The organism is Actinomadura alba (genome assembly GCF_014323705.1).
Classification (GTDB): Bacteria; Actinomycetota; Actinomycetes; order Streptosporangiales; family Streptosporangiaceae; genus Actinomadura_C; species Actinomadura_C alba.
In genome coordinates this window covers 50,608-66,339 of the sequence record NZ_JABVEC010000041.1, presented here as the reverse complement: position 1 = coordinate 66,339, position 15,732 = coordinate 50,608, and the positions used below count along the sequence as shown (strand labels likewise).

The following is a 15,732-nucleotide window of genomic DNA, read 5'->3' as shown; positions in this document are numbered from 1 at the left end:
CAAGCCGCACCCGGTGAAGGACTCGGGTGGGCAGGATCAGCTTGATGGCACCGCCGGCCAGGAAGGCAACGGCCAGCAGTCCGGCAATGATCCACAGAATGGGGTTCATGAGGTTTCTCCGTGCAGGGCTGTGGGCGACTCCGTTTGAAGCCGGAGGGCGATCGGGTCCCACGTGAGGGTGGCCAGGGCAAGCCTGTTAGCTGGATGGTGGGCTCGTCTCAGAGTAGGACGACAAAGCCCCTCAGAATGTGAGGCGGCGCGCCAACCCGCACACTCCGGTGCGGTGTCTCGTCGAACTGGTGAGGACAGATGCCACCAAGTGAGCCCTCGACACCATGACCACCCACTCGGGACTCACGAGACAGATCAACGCGCTCGGCGCCCGCGGCCCCGGCCGGGCCGGACGCCGGTCGCGGTCATGCGGCCGGTGCGGGTGTCACTCGCTCGCCGGGGGAGGGGCGGCCTGGGCCGGGGCGGCCGGGTTCAGCTCGACGTTCCACACGTGGCCGACGGAGGTGGCGGGCCGGGACGAGGGCCAGAACTGGACGAGGTAGTGCTCCACGCCCTGGAGCTCCCGGAGCGCCGCCTGGAACTCCTCGTCGAAGGTGTTGCGCACCCGGTCGAGCAACTGGTCGTACAACCGCGCGATCTCAGCGCGATGCTGTGCCCGGACGCGGGTGTGGTAGCGGCTCACCCCGCCGCGCAGCTGCACGCCGTGCACCACGGGCTCGGCGGCGGCCGTGCTCACCGCCACGGCACCGCGGAGGTAGAGCTCTTCGAGGACATCCTCCTCCCACGGCCCGGGGCCCGCGGGCGGCTCGCCGTCCCACTCCTCCAGCAGTACGGTCACCTCGACGTCGTCCTGCAGGCTGGCGATCCACATCTGGTCGTAGCCCACGCTGACGAGCGTGCCCTCGGGCATGGGCGGAGCCTGCATGCCGCTCGGATCGGCACCGAGGCCGTGGATCCGGAAAACTCCTTTGTCCGGGTGCAACCGAATCCCCAAGCGGAGCAGCCGCCGACTCAACCCCATACCTCCCCAAAAAGCACAAACGTCTCAGCAATCTTGCCCTAAGCGACGACCGCGCCGGTCCTCGTTGTGCAAACCGGCCATGACGCCGTAGCCCCGCTCGCCGAGGCGAGCTGCTCAACCGATAACTGACTGGCCGTAAATGGGGTTTGAGTCGGAATGTACTGGTAACAATAAAGTGCAATCATGTCCAAACCGGACAGCGCTGGTGGGCGGATGCCGCCATGGTTGCCCCGGGCCTACGTCCTGGCCGTCGCGACCGTGGTGCTGTCCAGCGCCGCGATCTGGGCGCTGCTGCGGCTGCGCGGCCTGTTGCTCCTGGTGTTGGTCGCGCTGTTCGTGGCCCTGGCGGTCGAGCCGGCGGTGAACCGGCTCGCCGAGCGCGGCTGGCGACGCGGCCTCGCTACCGGCCTGATCTTCCTGGTGCTGACCCTGCTCATCGGCCTGTTCATCGCGGGGCTCGGCTCGGTGCTGGTGAGCCAGATCACCACGATCGTGCACGGGATCCCGGAGTACGTGCACCACGTTCTCGTCTGGGTCAACCACACATTCCACACCAAGATGTCCCAGGCGGACATGACGCGGTATCTCAACGAGCTGCGCGGGACGTTCTCCAAGCACCTCACCGAGGTGGCGGGCAACGCCTGGGGCATCGGCACCACGACGCTCGGTGCGATCTTCCAGTCCTTCGCCGTGGTGCTGTTCGCCTTCTACCTGTCGGCGGAGGGGCCACGGGTCCGCCGGGCCTTCTGTTCTCTGCTGCCGCCCGACCGGCAACGTGAGGTGCTGCGCGCCTGGGAGATCGCGGTCGACAAGACCGGTGGCTACATTTACTCCAGGGTGCTGCTGGCCGTGGCCTCCGGCATCGCCCACCTGGTCGCGCTGTCGGTGCTGAGGGTGCCGTTCGCGTTCGCCCTCGCCCTGTGGGTCGGTGTGGTCTCGCAGTTCATCCCGACGATCGGCACTTACCTCGCCGGGGTGGTCCCGGTGCTGGTGGCGCTGACGAAGAGCCCGCTGACGGCGCTCTGGGTGCTGCTGTTCATCCTCGCCTACCAGCAGTTCGAGAACTACGTCCTGCAACCGCATGTCACCGCCAAGACGGTCGACATCCATCCCGCGGTCGCGTTCGGCGCCGTCATCGCAGGCGCCGCGCTCATCGGCCCGATCGGTGCTCTGCTCGCGATCCCCGTCTGGGCCAGCGTGCAGTCCTTCGCCGACGCCTACATCCGGCGCTACGAGGTCACCGACCATCCCCTCACGACCGCGCAACCCGAGCAACCCGAGCCGGGGTGCCGCGGCGAACCGGCCGAGCAGCCGACGGCGACGTCGGCGCCCGCACAGACCGAGCCGGCCAGGCCGGCGAAGGAGCCCAGGGCGCCCGGGCCGTTCTGGTGGCGCCTGCTCCCGCGGCGGCGCCCCTGGCGAAGAGACCCGGCCACCATCGAACCCCGGCCCGACGACGCCCCGAAGCCGTGACCTCACCACTGAGCTCACGAGGTGCGGGTGCCGGTCGGTGCGGCGGGCACCGTGGCGCACGCGAACGCGAACGCGAACATCTGCGAGGTCACGGCCGGGACATCGGTCAGAGACCGGCGATCTCGTCCAGGAGGGCGGCGAGGTCGCCCGGGCGCGAGAACATCGGCCAGTGCCCGGTGGGCAGCTCATGGCGCGTCCATTCCGGGCCGGCCATCAGTGCGAAGACCGGGTTGCCGCTGCTCACCAGCGCTTCGACCTGTGCGAGCGAGAAGGTGCTGGCGATGAGCGACTTCGGCGTGGCCGGCGGCGTGGCCGGACGGCGCAGCGGCTGGGTGGCCGCGCCGAGGGGCTGGGGCGTGCAGCGCTCGCGCATCATCGCCAGCACCTCGTCGCTCAGTCCCGCGAGGTCGTCCGGGTCCTCGGCCGGGTCGAAACGCGGGACGGGGATCCTCCAGCCGTCGCCTTCGGAGCTCACCCGCTTCTCCAGTTCCCGCCTGGCCTCGGGCCCGTTGAAGTCGATCTGCGCCATGCCGTCCGGCAGCGGCCCCGCGTCGACATAGACGACGCGCGCGAGCCGCTCGGGGATCCGGTCGGCCGTACCGGTGACCGGCACGGTCGCGCCGCTGTGCGCGACCAGGATCACGTCGCGCAGCGCGGCGCCCTCGATGACGCGCACGATGTCGGCGATGTGGGTGTCGACGTTCACCTCGGGGCCCGCCTCGTCGGCCCGGTCCGCGAGCCCCGTCAGTGTGACCGCATGGACCTCGTGACCCGCGGCCACCAGAGACCGGGTCACGTCCTCCCAAGCCCAGCCGCCGAGCCAGAAACCGGGTACGAGCACGAAAGTCGCCATTCGCCTTGCCTCTCTCTGCCGTGATGTCGGTTCGACGCTACGGTTGATACCGGACAGAGTCCGCCCGGTTTAATGGAGAGATCTGTGTCACATCCGACCACCCGGGTTCTGGCGATGCTGGAGCTCCTGCAGGCCAACCGGCAGCTCACCGGGGGAGCGCTGGCCGAACGCCTGGGCGTGGACGAACGGACGGTGCGGCGGTACGCCGCGCGGCTGGCCGAGCTCGGCATCCCGGTCGAGGGCCTGCGCGGCCGGCACGGCGGATTCCGCCTCCTGCCCGGCTTCAAGTTGCCGCCGCTCATGCTCACCGACGACGAGGCGACCGCCGTCGTGCTCGGCCTGCTCGCCGGGCGGCGCCTCGGGCTGCCCGGCGACGCCACCGAGACCGCGCTCGCGAAAGTGCAGCGGGTGCTGCCCGCCACGTTGCGGGAGCGGGTCCAGGCGCTGCAGGAGACCCTCGGCTTCACCATGGCCGCTCGCACGGGCGCCGCTCCCGCCGTCTCCGCCGTGCTCGCGCTCGCCGCCGCGGCGCGCGAGCGCCACCGCGTCCACCTGCGGTACCGCTCCTGGAACGGTGCCGAGAGCGAGCGCGCCCTCGACACCTACGGCCTGGTCTTCCACTCCGGCCGCTGGTACGTCACGGGCCATGACCACCGCAGCGGCGAGGTGCGCACGTTCCGGGTGGATCGGGTGCTGGCCGTGGAGCCGTCGGACGAGACCTACGAGGTCCCAGGCGACCTTGATCCGGTTCAGCACGTCGCCCGGTCGCTCGCCGCGGTCCCGTACGCCCACGAGGTCGAGGTCCTCCTCGAGACGACGGCCGCCGAGGCACGCCGGCGCATCTCACCGTCGATCGCTTCGATCACCGAGACCGAGGGCGGAGTGCTCATGCGGGCACGCGCCGAGAGCCTCGACGGCATGGCGCGGATGCTGGCGGGTCTGGGCTGGCCGTTCGTGATCCGCCGACCGGACGAACTGCGCGCCGCCGTACGGGAACTGAGCGCGGATCTCGCGGTCCAGGCGGACCGCCGAACACGGCATGGCGTCACGCCGTCAAGGTGAACACGAAGTAAACTCGAACGCCGATATCGGCTTGAATACTGCTTTTCCGGGCGGGGCGGAGGGAACTGGCGGATGCGGGAATTCCAGCGCGGCGCGGTGCGGCTGCACATCCTGCACCACGCGGCCGAGGAGGAGATCCATGGTGCGTGGATGGCCCGGGAACTGGCCCGCCACGGCTACGAGATCAGTCCCGGCACGCTGTACCCGACACTGCACCGCCTCGAGGCGGACGGTCTGCTGACCTCCGAGCAGCGGGTGGTCGACGGCCGCACGCGGCGGGTCTACCGGGTGACCGAGCTGGGCCGGTCCGCGCTGGCCGAAGACCGCGCGGCGCTGGCCGACCTCGCCCGTGAGGTCCTCGGCAACGAGGGCACCCGGCTCTGAGCTTCGGGCCGCCCGCCATGACCCGGCGGAACAATAACGGTAGGACGACCTTGTACCGGCGCGTTCTTGTGCTCGGCATCGGTCGTCCGCAGGATTGGCGTCATGACGGATTCCGCTCTTGATGATCTTCTCGTGTCGCTGACAGACAAGGCTTTGCGGCATGAGGCGCCGTCCCGCGACGAGGCGCTGGCGCTGCTGGCCTCGGACGACGACGATCTGCTGGATGTAGTTGCGGCGGGGTCGCGCGTGCGGCGCCGGTACTTCGGTCGGCGCGTCAAGCTCAACCATCTGGTGAACATGAAGAGCGGGCTGTGCCCGGAGGACTGTTCGTACTGCTCGCAGCGGCTCGGCTCCAAGTCCGAGATCCTGAAGTACTCCTGGATCAGTCCCGGCGAGGCCGCGGGCAACGCCGAGCGCGCCATCGCCGCGGGGGCCAAGCGTGTGTGCCTGGTGGCCAGCGGCCGGGGACCGGCGGAACGGGACGTCGACCGGGTCGCCGACACGATCGAGGCGATCAAGGGTGCGGCGCCCGAGGTGGAGGTGTGCGTCTGCCTGGGACTGCTGAAGCCCGGTCAGGCCGACCGGCTGCGCGAGGCCGGTGCGGACGCCTACAACCACAATCTGAACACCAGCGAGGAGAACTACCGCGAGATCTGCTCGACGCATACCTTCGACGACCGGGTCGAGACGGTGAAGGAGGCCGGGCGGGCGGGCCTGTCACCGTGCTCTGGTGCGATCTTCGGCATGGGCGAGAGCGATGACGACATCGTCGACGTGACGTTCGCACTGCGTGAACTGGACCCTGACTCGGTGCCGGTGAACTTCCTCATCCCCTTCGAGGGCACCCCGCTGGGCGGGCGCTGGGACCTGACGCCGCAGCGTTGCCTGCGGATCCTGGCGCTTTTCCGGTTCGTGTTCCCCGACGTCGAGGTGCGCCTGGCCGGTGGCAGGGAGATCCATCTGCGGGCGATGCAGCCGCTGGCGCTGCACCTGGCCAACTCGATGTTCCTGGGCGACTACCTGACCAGTGAGGGCCAGCCCGGCGCCGACGACCTGCAGATGATCAGCGACGCCGGGTTCACCGTCGAGGGCACGGGCGAGCAGACCCTGCCAGGCGCCCGCCACGACCTGGTCACGCTGCGCAGGCGCGGCGCCGGCACCGACCTGCCCGCCAACACCTGACCGCCTGGCTCTCGAGCCGAGACGGCACACGTACGCTCCGGCGCACCCGGCCTCGGAACGCCGCAGCGCGGCGCCGACCGGGCCGGGTGTCCCCAGGGGCCGGGTGCGTCGCGTCAGGCGGTGGTGCCGCGGTCGTGACGCTCGCGGGCGGCCCGGATGTCGTCGCGGTGCGCGTTGGCCCACTCGTCCAGCGCGGAGAGGGGCACGAGCAGCGTCCGGCCCATCTCGGTCAACTCGTAGTCGACGCGGGGCGGCACGGTCGCGTGCGCCGTGCGCGTGACCAGCCCGTCGCGGACCAGCGCGCGCAGGGTCAGCGTGAGCATGCGCTGGCTGATGCCCTCGATGGCGCGGTGCAGCTCCCCGAAGCGGTGGGTGCGCCGGCCGAGGAGCACGACGATCAGTACGCTCCATTTGTCGCCGACCCGGTCGAGCACGTCGCGGACCGGGCAGTCGTCGGTCACCTTCAGGGTCATGGGCACATCCGTGTGCGTGACTGACATCAAAGTGCGTCCTTCCGCTCGGCTCCATGCTGACCCATGATGGGGTTACGCACAACAAGTAACCATTGGGGGAACGGACTCGATGAGCGCGCACACGACGCAGCAGACGGCACCGCCGCCACCGGCGGAGGGAGCGGCCGGTGAACCACCCGCCGTGCTGCCGGTTCCTCCGGCTCCGGTACTGGTCGTGCTGGGCACCGAGGACGCCCCGGCGTGCTCGGACGGAATCTGCCTGTCGTGAGCGAGGGGACGGCAATGCGCATCGAGGTGTGGTCCGACATCGTCTGCCCGTGGTGCTACCTCGGCAAACGGCGGCTGGAAAGCGCGCTCGCGGACTTCGAGCACGCCGGCGACACCGAGGTGGTGTGGCGGAGCTTCCAGCTCGACCCCACGTACCCCAAGGGCCGCCGGCAGCCGGTCTACGAGGCTCTCGCCGCCAAGACCGGCGGTTCGCCGGCGCAGGTGCAGGCGATGACCGGTCAGGTGGCGACGCTCGCGGCGCAGGAGGGACTGGCGTACGACTTCGGCCGGGCCGTCATGGTCAACACCTTCGACGCCCACCGGCTGACTCACCTGGCCGCTGCGCACGACCTCGGTGGTCAGATGCACGAACGCCTCATGCGCGCCCAGCTGATCGAGGGCGAGACACTCGACGACGCCGAAACGCTGGTACGGATGGGCGAGGAGGTCGGCGTCCCCGCCGACGAGGTGCGGCAGATGCTCGCCGGCGACGGATACGCCCAGGAGGTCGAGGAGGACATCCGCCAGGCCCGGCTGCTCGGCGCGACGGGTGTGCCCTTCTTCGTGCTGGACCGCGCGTACGGCATCGCCGGCGCACAACCCGTCGAGACGTTGCTGTCCGCACTCCGCACGGCACACCAGCACACGGGCACGACCGCCCGCTGACGAGGTCCGCGGATGCGGGTGAGCGGGTCGCCGGTCAGCCGGCCCTGCTCACGCCACCACGCCATGGCCGCCGACAGGGCGTTGAGGCGGACGTTGAACGTCGCGGGCGCGCTGGTCGCCCAGGTGGCGGTGAACCAGGCGGCGACGTGGCGACAATCGGCCTACAAGATCGTGCTACCTCGGTCTTCGAGGGCCCGGTGGGGGGTGGCCAGGATGGATCGCACCGTCGCGGTGACGACGCGGGCGGCTTCCGCTGTCTTCAGGCGCTTGGTGCGGTTCTCCTCCGCGGCGCCTTGCAGCACGTAGTGCACGACGCTGACCAGCCAGGCGATCGGCATGTCGGTGCGGAACACGCCTTCGTCCTGGCCGCGGCGAATGAGCTCCTCGACGCGCCGCGCGGGTGCGGCGTGCAGCTTGCGGATGCGCCCGGCGGGAAGAGTTCCCTGGGCCGCCGTCAACAATGCGGTGGATTCGGCCACGAGGGACCAACTGGAGTCGAGTAGCCGGGTCAGGGCATCCTGCGCGTCGCCGCTGAGGTCGACGGCCGACAGTGCCTCCTCGCCGGCGCGCAGTGCGTCGGCCAGGGCGGCCTCGACCAGTTCCGCCCGGGTCCGGAAGTGGCCGTAGAGAGTCATCCGGCCCACTCCGGCGGCCTTGGCGATGTCGTCGATGCTCGCGTTCGGATCGCTGCTCAGGCTCTCGCGTGCCGCGGAGACGACGCGGGCGATGTTGCGTTCGGCGTCTGCGCGGCGACGCGGGCCGACGGTGGCGGGCATGCCGCCAGCCTAACTCGTACGGGAATGTACGTGTTACTCTCCCGGGGTTAGAAGTCGTACATAGGAGTACGAGTTATGGCGAGAGGTGCTCGATGACACAACAGATCCACGACACGTCCGCGCGTGGTCCAGCCCATCCCCATCCGTTGCGATGGCGCATCCTGGGCTTCCTCGGGGTGGCCCAGCTGATGTTGATCCTCGACGTCACCGTCGTGGCCATCGCGCTACCGCACATCGAGACCGACCTGGGCCTGAGTCGCCAGGCCGTGACATGGACGGTCAGCGCGTACACGTTGACGTTCGGCGGCCTGATGCTGCTGGGCGGGCGGGCCGCCGATCTGATCGGGGCCAAGCGGGTGGTGCTCGGCGGCCTGCTGATCTTCACGGCGGCGTCACTGGTGACCGGGTTCGCCGGCTCGGCCGACATGCTGTTGGGCGGCCGCGTCGCGCAAGGACTCGGCGCGGCGCTGCTGTCTCCGTCGGCTCTGTCACTGGTGGTGAGCCTGTTCGAGGGTGACGAGCGGAACAAGGCGCTGGGGGTCTGGTCCGCGCTCGGCGGTGGCGGCGCGGCCCTCGGCGTGCTTCTGGGAGGACTGCTCACCGCCGGCCCGGGCTGGCCATGGGTCTTTTACATCAACGTGCCCATCGGCCTGGTGATCATCGCCGCTCTCGCCCGGATGCTGCCGCACCAGGGCGTCGCCGCGCCCCGCCCCCGGCTCGACGTGCTCGGAGCCCTGCTGGTCACCGCCTCCTCCGGCGCCCTGATCTTTGCGATCACCCGCGCCGGGGACCACGGATGGGTCACCGCCACCACCGGCTGGCTCGTCCTGGCGGCCGGGATCGGCTACCTGGCGTTCGTGACAAGGCAGAAGACCGCCCGTTCACCTCTGATGGACGTCGCGCTGCTGGCTCGACGCCCGGTGGCCACCGGCACGTTCCTCATCCTGATGGCGACCGCCCTGATGATCGCGGTGTTCTTCCTCGGCACCTTCTATTTCCAGCACGCACAGGGCTTCGGCGCGCTGCGAACGGGGCTGCTGTTCCTCCCGATCGCGGTGGCGACCATGTTCGGGGCCAACCTCACCGGCCGGGCCATCGCCAAGGCGGGGCCGCGCCGGCTGGGCGTGGCCGGGCTGCTCGCCGCCGCGGTCGGCATGGCCGTGCCCGCGCTGTCGATGCACCCCGCGACCGTGGTGGTCGGCATGGCGATCGCAGGCGCCGGGACCGGCGCGATATTCGTCGTCGCCTCAGCGACCGCTCTCGGTCAGGTGGCCCCCCACGAGTCCGGCATCGCCTCCGGCATCGTCAGCACATTCCACGAGTTCGGTGCCTCCATCGGAGCTGCGGTCATCTCCAGCGTCGCGGCGGCCAGCCTTGTCGGGGACACCCTCTCCGGGTTCACCAACGGCTTCATCCTCGCCGCGCTCGCCGCGGCCGCGGCGGCCGTGGCGGCCGCCGCCCTGACGCCCGGGCGGCCACAGGCTGATCAGGCGTAGCCGGGCGTCGGTCAAGGCGGCCGCGTCCGGGTTCTTCCGGCTCCCAATCCCGACGCACCCAGCACCCCATTCGCCCGATCAGCCCCCGAGGTCGGGCACACGCTCGAACGCCGGAACTGCGCTACCGCGCGGTATCGCCCACCCGTGACGATCACAGATCAACACCGTCCGCAAGGAATACACACCATGACCGGGACCGTCCCCGCCCTCCAGCAGTTCACATCCCCCAGCCAGATCACTCCCGGGCTGCGGCAGGCCCTGACCGAGTGCTGGGTGGAGGTGACCAACGCGGGCGGGGCGGCCGGCTTTCCCTTCCCGCCCGTCGGCACCGAGCACGTCGGCCCGTTCGGATGTTCCTCAGACCCCTACTCCTGGAAGGTCACGCGCGCCGCATTGCGCGGGTGCCGATCAGCAGACCCACAACCGCCACCGCCACCGCGGCGACCACGCCGCCGGCGACGGCCGCCGTGGCGATCTCACCGCTGAACAGGGCGCGCTCCGCGTCGACGACGTACGTCAGGGGATTGAACCGCGAAAGCGCCCGCAGCCAGCCCGGGCCGCCGTCCAGCGGCAGCAGCATCCCCGCGAGCAGCAGCAGCGGGAAGATGAGCGTCTGCTGCACCGCCCAGAACATCCACTCCTGATTTTTGGACGCCAGCGCCAGCGTGTAGGACAGCGCGCCGAGTCCGAGACAGAAGACCGAGAGGATCAACAGGCCGATGATGGCGCCCGCCAAGTGCAGGCGGAAGCCGAAGGGGATCGTGACGACGACGATGATCGCCGCCTGGGCGAACATCGGCACGATCTCCTTCAGTGCCCTCCCCATGATGAGCGCGGGCCGGCTCAGCGGGGAGACGAGCATCCGCTCGTGCGATCCGGTCTGGATCTCGTACAACAGGTTCGATCCGGTGGCGGACGTGCCGAAAAGGCACGACATCACGACGATGCCCGGGATGAACCACTGCAACGTGGACTCGTCTCCGGCGCCGTCCGGGAGCAGGGGAGCGAACAGCGCCAGGAAGAACAGCGGTTGCACCATGGTGAAGATGACGGAGAACGGGTTGCGCAGCACCGGGCGCAGCTCACGGCTGAAGACGGTGGCGGTGTCGGTGATCAGGTTGGTGCTCATGCCGCGTTCTCCTGGGAGGTCGTGATGGCGGACTGGGGCGTGGCGATGGCGGCGTCCTCACGCAGGCTGCGACCGGTCAGCTTGAGGAAGACGTCGTCGAGGGTGGGCCGGGCGACCTCGACGCTGTTCACCGTGATGCCCGCTCCGTCCAGGCTGAGCAGCAGCTTCGGCGTCAGTTGCGCGCCGCCGTCCGCCTCGATCAGCACCCGAGCGCCGTCCTGCTCGACGTGCGCGGGCGCCGCGATGCCGAGCGAGTGGGCGACGCCCCGGCGGGCGTCGTCCTCGTGGTCGAAGGTCAGCATGATGCGGTCTCCGGCGTGGTCGGCCTTGAGCCGCGCCGGGGTGTCGTCGGCGATGACCCGCCCGTGGTCGATCACGATGACTCGCTCGGCGAGGTGATCTGCCTCTTCGAGGTAGTGGGTGGTCAGGACGATCGTGGTGCCGTGCTCGGCGTGCAGCCGGTGGATGTGCTCTTGCAGGTTCGCCCGGTTCTGCGGGTCGAGGCCGGTGGACGGCTCGTCGAGGAACAGCAGGTCCGGGGCGTGGATCAGGCCCATCGCGATGTCCAGCCGTCGCCGTTGACCACCGGACAGCGACGACACGATCCGGTCGGCGACGCCCTCCAGGTCCAGTGACGAGATCAGCTCGGCCGCCCGGGCACGCGCCGCCGCGACGCTCATCCCGTACGCCCGGCCCTGGCTGACCAACTCGTCACGGCCTCGCTGACTGTGCGCCGCACCATTGCCCTGGCCGATGTAGCCGATCCGGCCGCGCACGCCGCGCTGGTTGGTCGTGACGTCGTATCCGGCGACCTCCGCGGTGCCGGAGGTCGGTGACAGCAGCGTGGTGAGCATCCTCAGCGTGGTCGACTTGCCGGCCCCGTTCGGGCCGAGCAGCGCGACCATCTCGCCGGACTCGATATGCAGATCCAGATCGCGTACTGCCTCGACCTTTTCCTTCTTTACGACGAAGTGCCTGGTCAGCTTCCGTGTTCGGATCATCGTGGCGTTCATGAAGACAACGCTAGGATCGATTCCGGCCACTTTCCGACCTGAATGCGAGGGAGCCTGGGTTCATGGCGAACACGAGCGCGCGGATGCTTCGGTTGCTGTCCCTGCTACAGACCCATCGCTACTGGCCCGGCGGCGAACTGGCCGACCGGCTCAGCGTGAGCGAACGGACGCTCCGGCGCGACATCGACCGCCTGCGCGAGCTCGGTTATCCGGTCGACGCGAGCCGGGGCGTCGCGGGCGGATATCAACTGCGGTCCGGCGCCGCCATGCCGCCCCTCCTGCTCGACGATGAAGAGGCGGTGGCCATCGCCGTCGGGCTCCGGACGGCCGCCGGGGGTGCCGTGGACGGCATCGAGGAAACGTCGGTGCGCGCCCTGACCAAGATCGTGCAGGTGATGCCGCCGCGATTGCGCCGTCGTGTCGACGCGCTGCAGGCCTACACCGTGCCCGCCGTCATGGGCGGCGGCCCGACGGTCGACGCGGTCGCACTGACGGCGATCGCCCAGGCGTGCCGGGACGATGAGCGGCTGCAGTTCGGATACACCGCCCGTGGCGGTGAGCGGACGAGCCGGCTGGTCGAGCCGCACCGGCTCGTGCCGCTCGGCCGCCGCTGGTACCTCGTCGCCTGGGACGTCGAGCGGCATGGCTGGCGGACCTTCCGGGTCGACCGGCTGGCCGATCCGGCGTCCACTGGAGCCCGGTTCCGCCAGCGCGAACTGCCCGGCGGTGACGCGGCCGAGTTCGTCCGCGAGCAGATCGCGTCGATACCGACCCAGTACGAGGTCGTGGTGGACATCCGGGCGACCGCGGCCGACGTCGCGCGGGTGGTGTCGCACTGGGGGAGGGTCGAGGCACTCGACGACGCGTCGTGCCGGCTGCACATGAGCGTCGACACGTTCGAGTGGCCGACCGTGGTGCTCACCTCGGTAGGAGCCGACTTCGACGTCGTCCAGCCGCCCGAGCTGAGCCACTATCTGCGCGAGGCGGGCGAGCGGTTCGTCCGCGCCGGCCGGCCGGCCGCCGGCGGGCGGATCTCCGATGCGTCCGGGAGATCCGGTGACGGCGGTACGGGCACGACGGGTGAGGTGTGATCGAGGGCCGTTCACACGGTTCACTCGCCGTGCGATGGCGAGGCGAGCGTGTCGAGGGACACCTCCCACAGCCGTGTCGCCGCAGCGGGGTCGAGCGCATGGTCGGCGACGCCTCCGAACATTCCCGCCACGTGGCGGCGCCCCTCGTTGCAGTCCTCGAAGTACCGGCCGCCCACGCCCTCGAGCTGTGGCGAGGTCGCCACGAGTACGGATGTGGCCGCGCCCTGCCGGGGCGTCTTGAACGTGTAGCCACCGGTGGTGATCGCGCTGTCGAGTTCCTCTCGGCTCAGGTGCCGTGACAGGTTCGTCTCCATGATCGCGCCGGGGTGCGCCGCGTTGACCGTGATGCCGTCGCCGACCCAGCGCCTGTTCGCCTCGACCGCGAACAGGACGTTGGCCGTCTTGGACTGGGCGTAGGCGACCCCGCCGTCGTACGGCCGCACCCGGAAGTGGATGTCGTCGAAGTCCACCGTGTCACGCAGATGCGCGATCGAGCTGAGCGCCACGACGCGGGCCCGGCCGGCTGCCGCGAGTGCCGGGTGCAGCCCTGTTGCGAGTGCGAAGTGGCCGAGGTGGTTGGTGGCGAACTGCAGCTCCCAGCCCTCCGGCGTCCGCAGCTCGGGCGTCATCATCACACCGGCGTTGTTGATGAGGATGTCCAGTGGGCCGTCCCACGCGGCGGTGAAGGTCGCGACGGACCTTCGATCGGCGAGATCCAACGGCGCGACGAGGACGCGCTCGTTGCCGGTGGTGGCGCCGATGTCCTCGGCGACACGGCGGCCGGCCTCGAGATCGCGTACCGCCAGGGTCACCTCCGCGCCGGCCCCGGCAAGCGCCCGGGCGGTCTCGACGCCGATGCCGGATGCCCCGCCGGTCACGATGGCACGACGGCCGGTGAGGGCGATGCCCTTCACGACCTCGGCGGCGGTGGATTCGGCGTTGAACGGCGTGGTGATGAGGGTCGGTTCGGTCATGGGTCGCCTTTCTGTGATGCTCGGCCCGAAGCCGAGGGCGGCGGCGCCCGGCAGGCGCGATGTGCCGCCGCCGCCCACCTGGCCTGGTACGGGTCCCCTCGCAGGCTCCAGGCGGCGTTCCTCCATCAGATCACCGGTACGACGTCCGCCAGGTACGGTGAAGGGGGCCCGCTCTACTCCGGGTCCGGCCGACCGGGGGTCCAGCAGACCCCCTCTCAGGCAGGGGCGAGGCACCGGGCCCGCCTACCCTGGACGTCATGAGTGACCACTCCGCCGGCGGGGGCAACACCGAGCTCCGTGAGTTCCTGCGGTCGCGCCGGGCCCGGATCACGCCGGAGGACGCCGGCCTGTTCCCGCAGCCCGGCACCCGGCGGGTGCCGGGCCTGCGCCGGGAGGAGGTCGCCCAGCTCGCCGGGGTGAGCGTGGACTACTACGTACGCCTGGAACGCGGCCGCAGCCTCAACGTCTCCGACGCCGTGCTGGACGCCGTCGCCCGCGCCCTGCGGCTGAACGACACCGAGCGCAGTCACCTATTCGCCGTGGCCAGGCCCACCCGCACCAAGCGCCGGCCGATGCCGCCGCAGCGCGTGCGCCCAGGTTTGTACCGGGTGCTGGAGACGATGACCGGCACTCCAGCCCTGGTCATCGGCCACCGAACGGACGTCCTGGCCGCCAACCGGATGGCCCGGGCCCTCTTCACCGACTTCGACGCCCTACCGCACCGCGAGCGCAACATGGCCCGCTTCATCTTCCTCGACGACGCCGCCCGCGAGCTGTACGTCGACTGGGAGGGCTCCGCCCGTGGCACCGTCGCCACCCTGCACCTGTACGCGGGACGCCACCCCCACGACCCTCTGCTGGCCGAGCTGATCGGCGAACTGTCGCTTCGCGACCAGGACTTCCGCCGCTGGTGGGCCGACCACGACGTCCAACGCCGGACCCACGGCACCAAGCGTTATCACCACCCCCTGGTCGGCGACCTCACCCTCGACTACGAGGCCCTCAACCCCACCGGCGATCCCGGTCAGACACTCGGTCTCCACACCGCCGAACCCGGCTCACCTTCTGAGCACGCCCTACGCCTGCTGGCCGGCTGGGCCAGCGAACCCACCACACCGGCCCGGTCGGACGCCGCCTCCCCGAGCCGGTCCTCGGTGTCCGAGGAGGGGTAGCGTTCGCTCGCGCACAGCGGACTCCCGAGGTCTACCAGCGCTCCCAATGCAGGACCTGCTCGCGGGGGATCCGCCGGGCCGGCTTGAAGTCGGTACCGATGGTGAAGGCGAGGGGGATGAACGCGGCGAGCGTGACCTCGTCGTACGGCACGTCCAGCGTCTCGGCCAGTTCGCGTTCCAGCGGGTCCTGCGCCGTCGTCCACACGGTGCCGAGCCCGCGGGCGCCGAGCATGAAGCTCCATACTGCGGGCAGGATCGGTCCCCAGGTCATGGACTGGTCGAGGACGGAGGACTCCTCCGTACGGCCTTCCACCGCCGGGATGACGAACGCCGGGACGCGGTGAACATTCTCGTAGAGGTACCGCAGCCCTTCGGAGATCCGTTCCATGGAACCGGGGTTGGCGTACATGCGGTCCAGGTCACGTCGGGTCGGCGGTCGTCCGCCGCCGGTGTCCAGCGCGCGGCGGAAGATGTCGGCCACGACCGCCCGCTGAACCTCGTCGCGGGCAGGGCGTCAGGAATCGACGCCGTTCGCGGCCGTCGACGTCATGGCCTCCATCCGATTGCAGACGATCTGTGGCCAGACGATTTGAATCGCATGATGGTCAATTATCGGCTGTCAAACAATTTTGTCTAAGATGGTTGATGGTAAGCTGCCGGCGGTGACGCGGCCGAGTTCGTCCGCGAG

The 15,732-nt window shown here is 70.1% G+C and carries 17 protein-coding genes; 9 read left to right on the top strand and 8 right to left on the bottom strand.

What is annotated here, in order from left to right; translation table 11 throughout:
• Positions 1–436: 436 nt before the first annotated feature.
• Positions 437–922, bottom strand: coding sequence for a hypothetical protein (locus HKK74_RS33935; RefSeq protein ID WP_187247500.1), 486 nt, complete (start codon positions 920–922; stop codon positions 437–439).
• Between the two features lie 294 nt (positions 923–1,216).
• On the opposite strand from HKK74_RS33935, the gene HKK74_RS33930 reads away from it, so the two are divergent.
• Positions 1,217–2,506, top strand: coding sequence for an AI-2E family transporter (locus HKK74_RS33930; RefSeq protein WP_187247499.1), 1,290 nt, complete (start codon positions 1,217–1,219; stop codon positions 2,504–2,506).
• 106 nt (positions 2,507–2,612) lie between these two features.
• Here the strand turns inward: HKK74_RS33930 and HKK74_RS33925 are convergent, their stop codons facing one another.
• Entirely contained in the window at positions 2,613–3,359 is a 747-nt protein-coding gene (locus HKK74_RS33925) for an alpha/beta fold hydrolase (protein WP_187247498.1), read from the bottom strand.
• A gap of 84 nt (positions 3,360–3,443) precedes the next feature.
• Here HKK74_RS33925 and HKK74_RS33920 point away from each other — a divergent pair, with 84 nt between their 5' ends.
• The 3 genes from HKK74_RS33920 to bioB all read left to right on the top strand — a co-directional run bounded on the left by HKK74_RS33920 (position 3,444) and on the right by bioB (position 5,987).
• Positions 3,444–4,421 carry a helix-turn-helix transcriptional regulator gene (locus HKK74_RS33920; protein WP_187247497.1) on the top strand — a complete coding sequence of 326 codons (978 nt, stop codon included), beginning with the start codon at positions 3,444–3,446 and terminating at the stop codon, positions 4,419–4,421.
• 72 nt (positions 4,422–4,493) lie between these two features.
• Positions 4,494–4,805: an Rv3488 family transcriptional regulator gene (locus HKK74_RS33915; RefSeq protein WP_187247496.1), complete on the top strand. Its 312-nt coding sequence runs from the start codon at positions 4,494–4,496 to the stop codon at positions 4,803–4,805.
• A 102-nt stretch (positions 4,806–4,907) separates the two neighbouring features.
• On the top strand, positions 4,908–5,987 hold the full coding sequence (gene bioB / locus HKK74_RS33910; protein WP_187247495.1) for a biotin synthase BioB: 1,080 nt from the start codon (positions 4,908–4,910) through the stop codon (positions 5,985–5,987).
• Positions 5,988–6,100: 113 nt separating this feature from the next.
• Here the strand turns inward: bioB and HKK74_RS33905 are convergent, their stop codons facing one another.
• Entirely contained in the window at positions 6,101–6,487 is a 387-nt protein-coding gene (locus tag HKK74_RS33905; protein WP_187247494.1) for a winged helix-turn-helix transcriptional regulator, read from the bottom strand.
• A gap of 82 nt (positions 6,488–6,569) precedes the next feature.
• On the opposite strand from HKK74_RS33905, the gene HKK74_RS33900 reads away from it, so the two are divergent.
• The gene (locus HKK74_RS33900; protein WP_187247493.1) at positions 6,570–6,728 is read left to right on the top strand and encodes a hypothetical protein; all 159 of its coding nucleotides are present in this window, start codon (positions 6,570–6,572) and stop codon (positions 6,726–6,728) included.
• 14 nt (positions 6,729–6,742) lie between these two features.
• Positions 6,743–7,393 (top strand): DsbA family oxidoreductase, encoded by a 651-nt coding sequence (locus tag HKK74_RS33895; protein ID WP_187247492.1) that lies wholly within the window; start codon positions 6,743–6,745, stop codon positions 7,391–7,393.
• Between the two features lie 161 nt (positions 7,394–7,554).
• On the opposite strand, the gene HKK74_RS33890 is transcribed toward HKK74_RS33895, so the two are convergent.
• Positions 7,555–8,169 carry a TetR/AcrR family transcriptional regulator gene (locus tag HKK74_RS33890; RefSeq protein ID WP_187247491.1) on the bottom strand — a complete coding sequence of 205 codons (615 nt, stop codon included), beginning with the start codon at positions 8,167–8,169 and terminating at the stop codon, positions 7,555–7,557.
• A gap of 92 nt (positions 8,170–8,261) precedes the next feature.
• Between HKK74_RS33890 and HKK74_RS33885 the strand changes: the two genes are divergently transcribed.
• Positions 8,262–9,665: an MFS transporter gene (locus HKK74_RS33885; RefSeq protein WP_187247490.1), complete on the top strand. Its 1,404-nt coding sequence runs from the start codon at positions 8,262–8,264 to the stop codon at positions 9,663–9,665.
• A gap of 379 nt (positions 9,666–10,044) precedes the next feature.
• Here the strand turns inward: HKK74_RS33885 and HKK74_RS33880 are convergent, their stop codons facing one another.
• Both HKK74_RS33880 and HKK74_RS33875 read right to left on the bottom strand, forming a co-directional pair.
• Positions 10,045–10,794, bottom strand: coding sequence for an ABC transporter permease (locus tag HKK74_RS33880; protein WP_187247489.1), 750 nt, complete (start codon positions 10,792–10,794; stop codon positions 10,045–10,047).
• Positions 10,791–11,795 carry an ATP-binding cassette domain-containing protein gene (locus HKK74_RS33875; RefSeq protein ID WP_187247504.1) on the bottom strand — a complete coding sequence of 335 codons (1,005 nt, stop codon included), beginning with the start codon at positions 11,793–11,795 and terminating at the stop codon, positions 10,791–10,793. Before HKK74_RS33875 ends, HKK74_RS33880 begins: the two co-directional genes overlap by 4 nt.
• A gap of 74 nt (positions 11,796–11,869) precedes the next feature.
• Here HKK74_RS33875 and HKK74_RS33870 point away from each other — a divergent pair, with 74 nt between their 5' ends.
• Positions 11,870–12,898, top strand: a complete 1,029-nt coding sequence (locus tag HKK74_RS33870) for a helix-turn-helix transcriptional regulator (RefSeq protein ID WP_187247488.1) — start codon at positions 11,870–11,872, stop codon at positions 12,896–12,898.
• Between the two features lie 20 nt (positions 12,899–12,918).
• Here HKK74_RS33870 and HKK74_RS33865 read toward each other — a convergent pair whose 3' ends face one another.
• Positions 12,919–13,872, bottom strand: coding sequence for an SDR family NAD(P)-dependent oxidoreductase (locus tag HKK74_RS33865; RefSeq protein ID WP_187247487.1), 954 nt, complete (start codon positions 13,870–13,872; stop codon positions 12,919–12,921).
• 257 nt (positions 13,873–14,129) lie between these two features.
• Here HKK74_RS33865 and HKK74_RS33860 point away from each other — a divergent pair, with 257 nt between their 5' ends.
• Complete coding sequence (locus HKK74_RS33860; RefSeq protein ID WP_187247486.1) at positions 14,130–15,044, top strand: helix-turn-helix domain-containing protein; 915 nt, start codon at positions 14,130–14,132, stop codon at positions 15,042–15,044.
• Positions 15,045–15,075: 31 nt separating this feature from the next.
• Here HKK74_RS33860 and HKK74_RS33855 read toward each other — a convergent pair whose 3' ends face one another.
• Positions 15,076–15,525 carry a nitroreductase family protein gene (locus HKK74_RS33855; RefSeq protein ID WP_222723077.1) on the bottom strand — a complete coding sequence of 150 codons (450 nt, stop codon included), beginning with the start codon at positions 15,523–15,525 and terminating at the stop codon, positions 15,076–15,078.
• Between the last annotated feature and the right edge of the window lie 207 nt (positions 15,526–15,732).

Bases quoted from the DNA above. Each gene is read 5' to 3' on its own strand.
- HKK74_RS33935 (WP_187247500.1), bottom strand. From the start codon at position 922: ATGCCCGAGGGCACGCTCGTCAGCGTGGGCTACGACCAGATGTGGATC.
- HKK74_RS33930 (WP_187247499.1), top strand. From the start codon at position 1,217: ATGTCCAAACCGGACAGCGCTGGTGGGCGGATGCCGCCATGGTTGCCC.
- HKK74_RS33925 (WP_187247498.1), bottom strand. From the start codon at position 3,359: ATGGCGACTTTCGTGCTCGTACCCGGTTTCTGGCTCGGCGGCTGGGCT.
- HKK74_RS33915 (WP_187247496.1), top strand. From the start codon at position 4,494: ATGCGGGAATTCCAGCGCGGCGCGGTGCGGCTGCACATCCTGCACCAC.
- bioB (WP_187247495.1), top strand. From the start codon at position 4,908: ATGACGGATTCCGCTCTTGATGATCTTCTCGTGTCGCTGACAGACAAG.
- HKK74_RS33905 (WP_187247494.1), bottom strand. From the start codon at position 6,487: ATGTCAGTCACGCACACGGATGTGCCCATGACCCTGAAGGTGACCGAC.
- HKK74_RS33900 (WP_187247493.1), top strand. From the start codon at position 6,570: ATGAGCGCGCACACGACGCAGCAGACGGCACCGCCGCCACCGGCGGAG.
- HKK74_RS33895 (WP_187247492.1), top strand. From the start codon at position 6,743: ATGCGCATCGAGGTGTGGTCCGACATCGTCTGCCCGTGGTGCTACCTC.
- HKK74_RS33890 (WP_187247491.1), bottom strand. From the start codon at position 8,169: ATGCCCGCCACCGTCGGCCCGCGTCGCCGCGCAGACGCCGAACGCAAC.
- HKK74_RS33885 (WP_187247490.1), top strand. From the start codon at position 8,262: ATGACACAACAGATCCACGACACGTCCGCGCGTGGTCCAGCCCATCCC.
- HKK74_RS33880 (WP_187247489.1), bottom strand. From the start codon at position 10,794: ATGAGCACCAACCTGATCACCGACACCGCCACCGTCTTCAGCCGTGAG.
- HKK74_RS33875 (WP_187247504.1), bottom strand. From the start codon at position 11,795: ATGATCCGAACACGGAAGCTGACCAGGCACTTCGTCGTAAAGAAGGAA.
- HKK74_RS33870 (WP_187247488.1), top strand. From the start codon at position 11,870: ATGGCGAACACGAGCGCGCGGATGCTTCGGTTGCTGTCCCTGCTACAG.
- HKK74_RS33865 (WP_187247487.1), bottom strand. From the start codon at position 13,872: ATGACCGAACCGACCCTCATCACCACGCCGTTCAACGCCGAATCCACC.
- HKK74_RS33860 (WP_187247486.1), top strand. From the start codon at position 14,130: ATGAGTGACCACTCCGCCGGCGGGGGCAACACCGAGCTCCGTGAGTTC.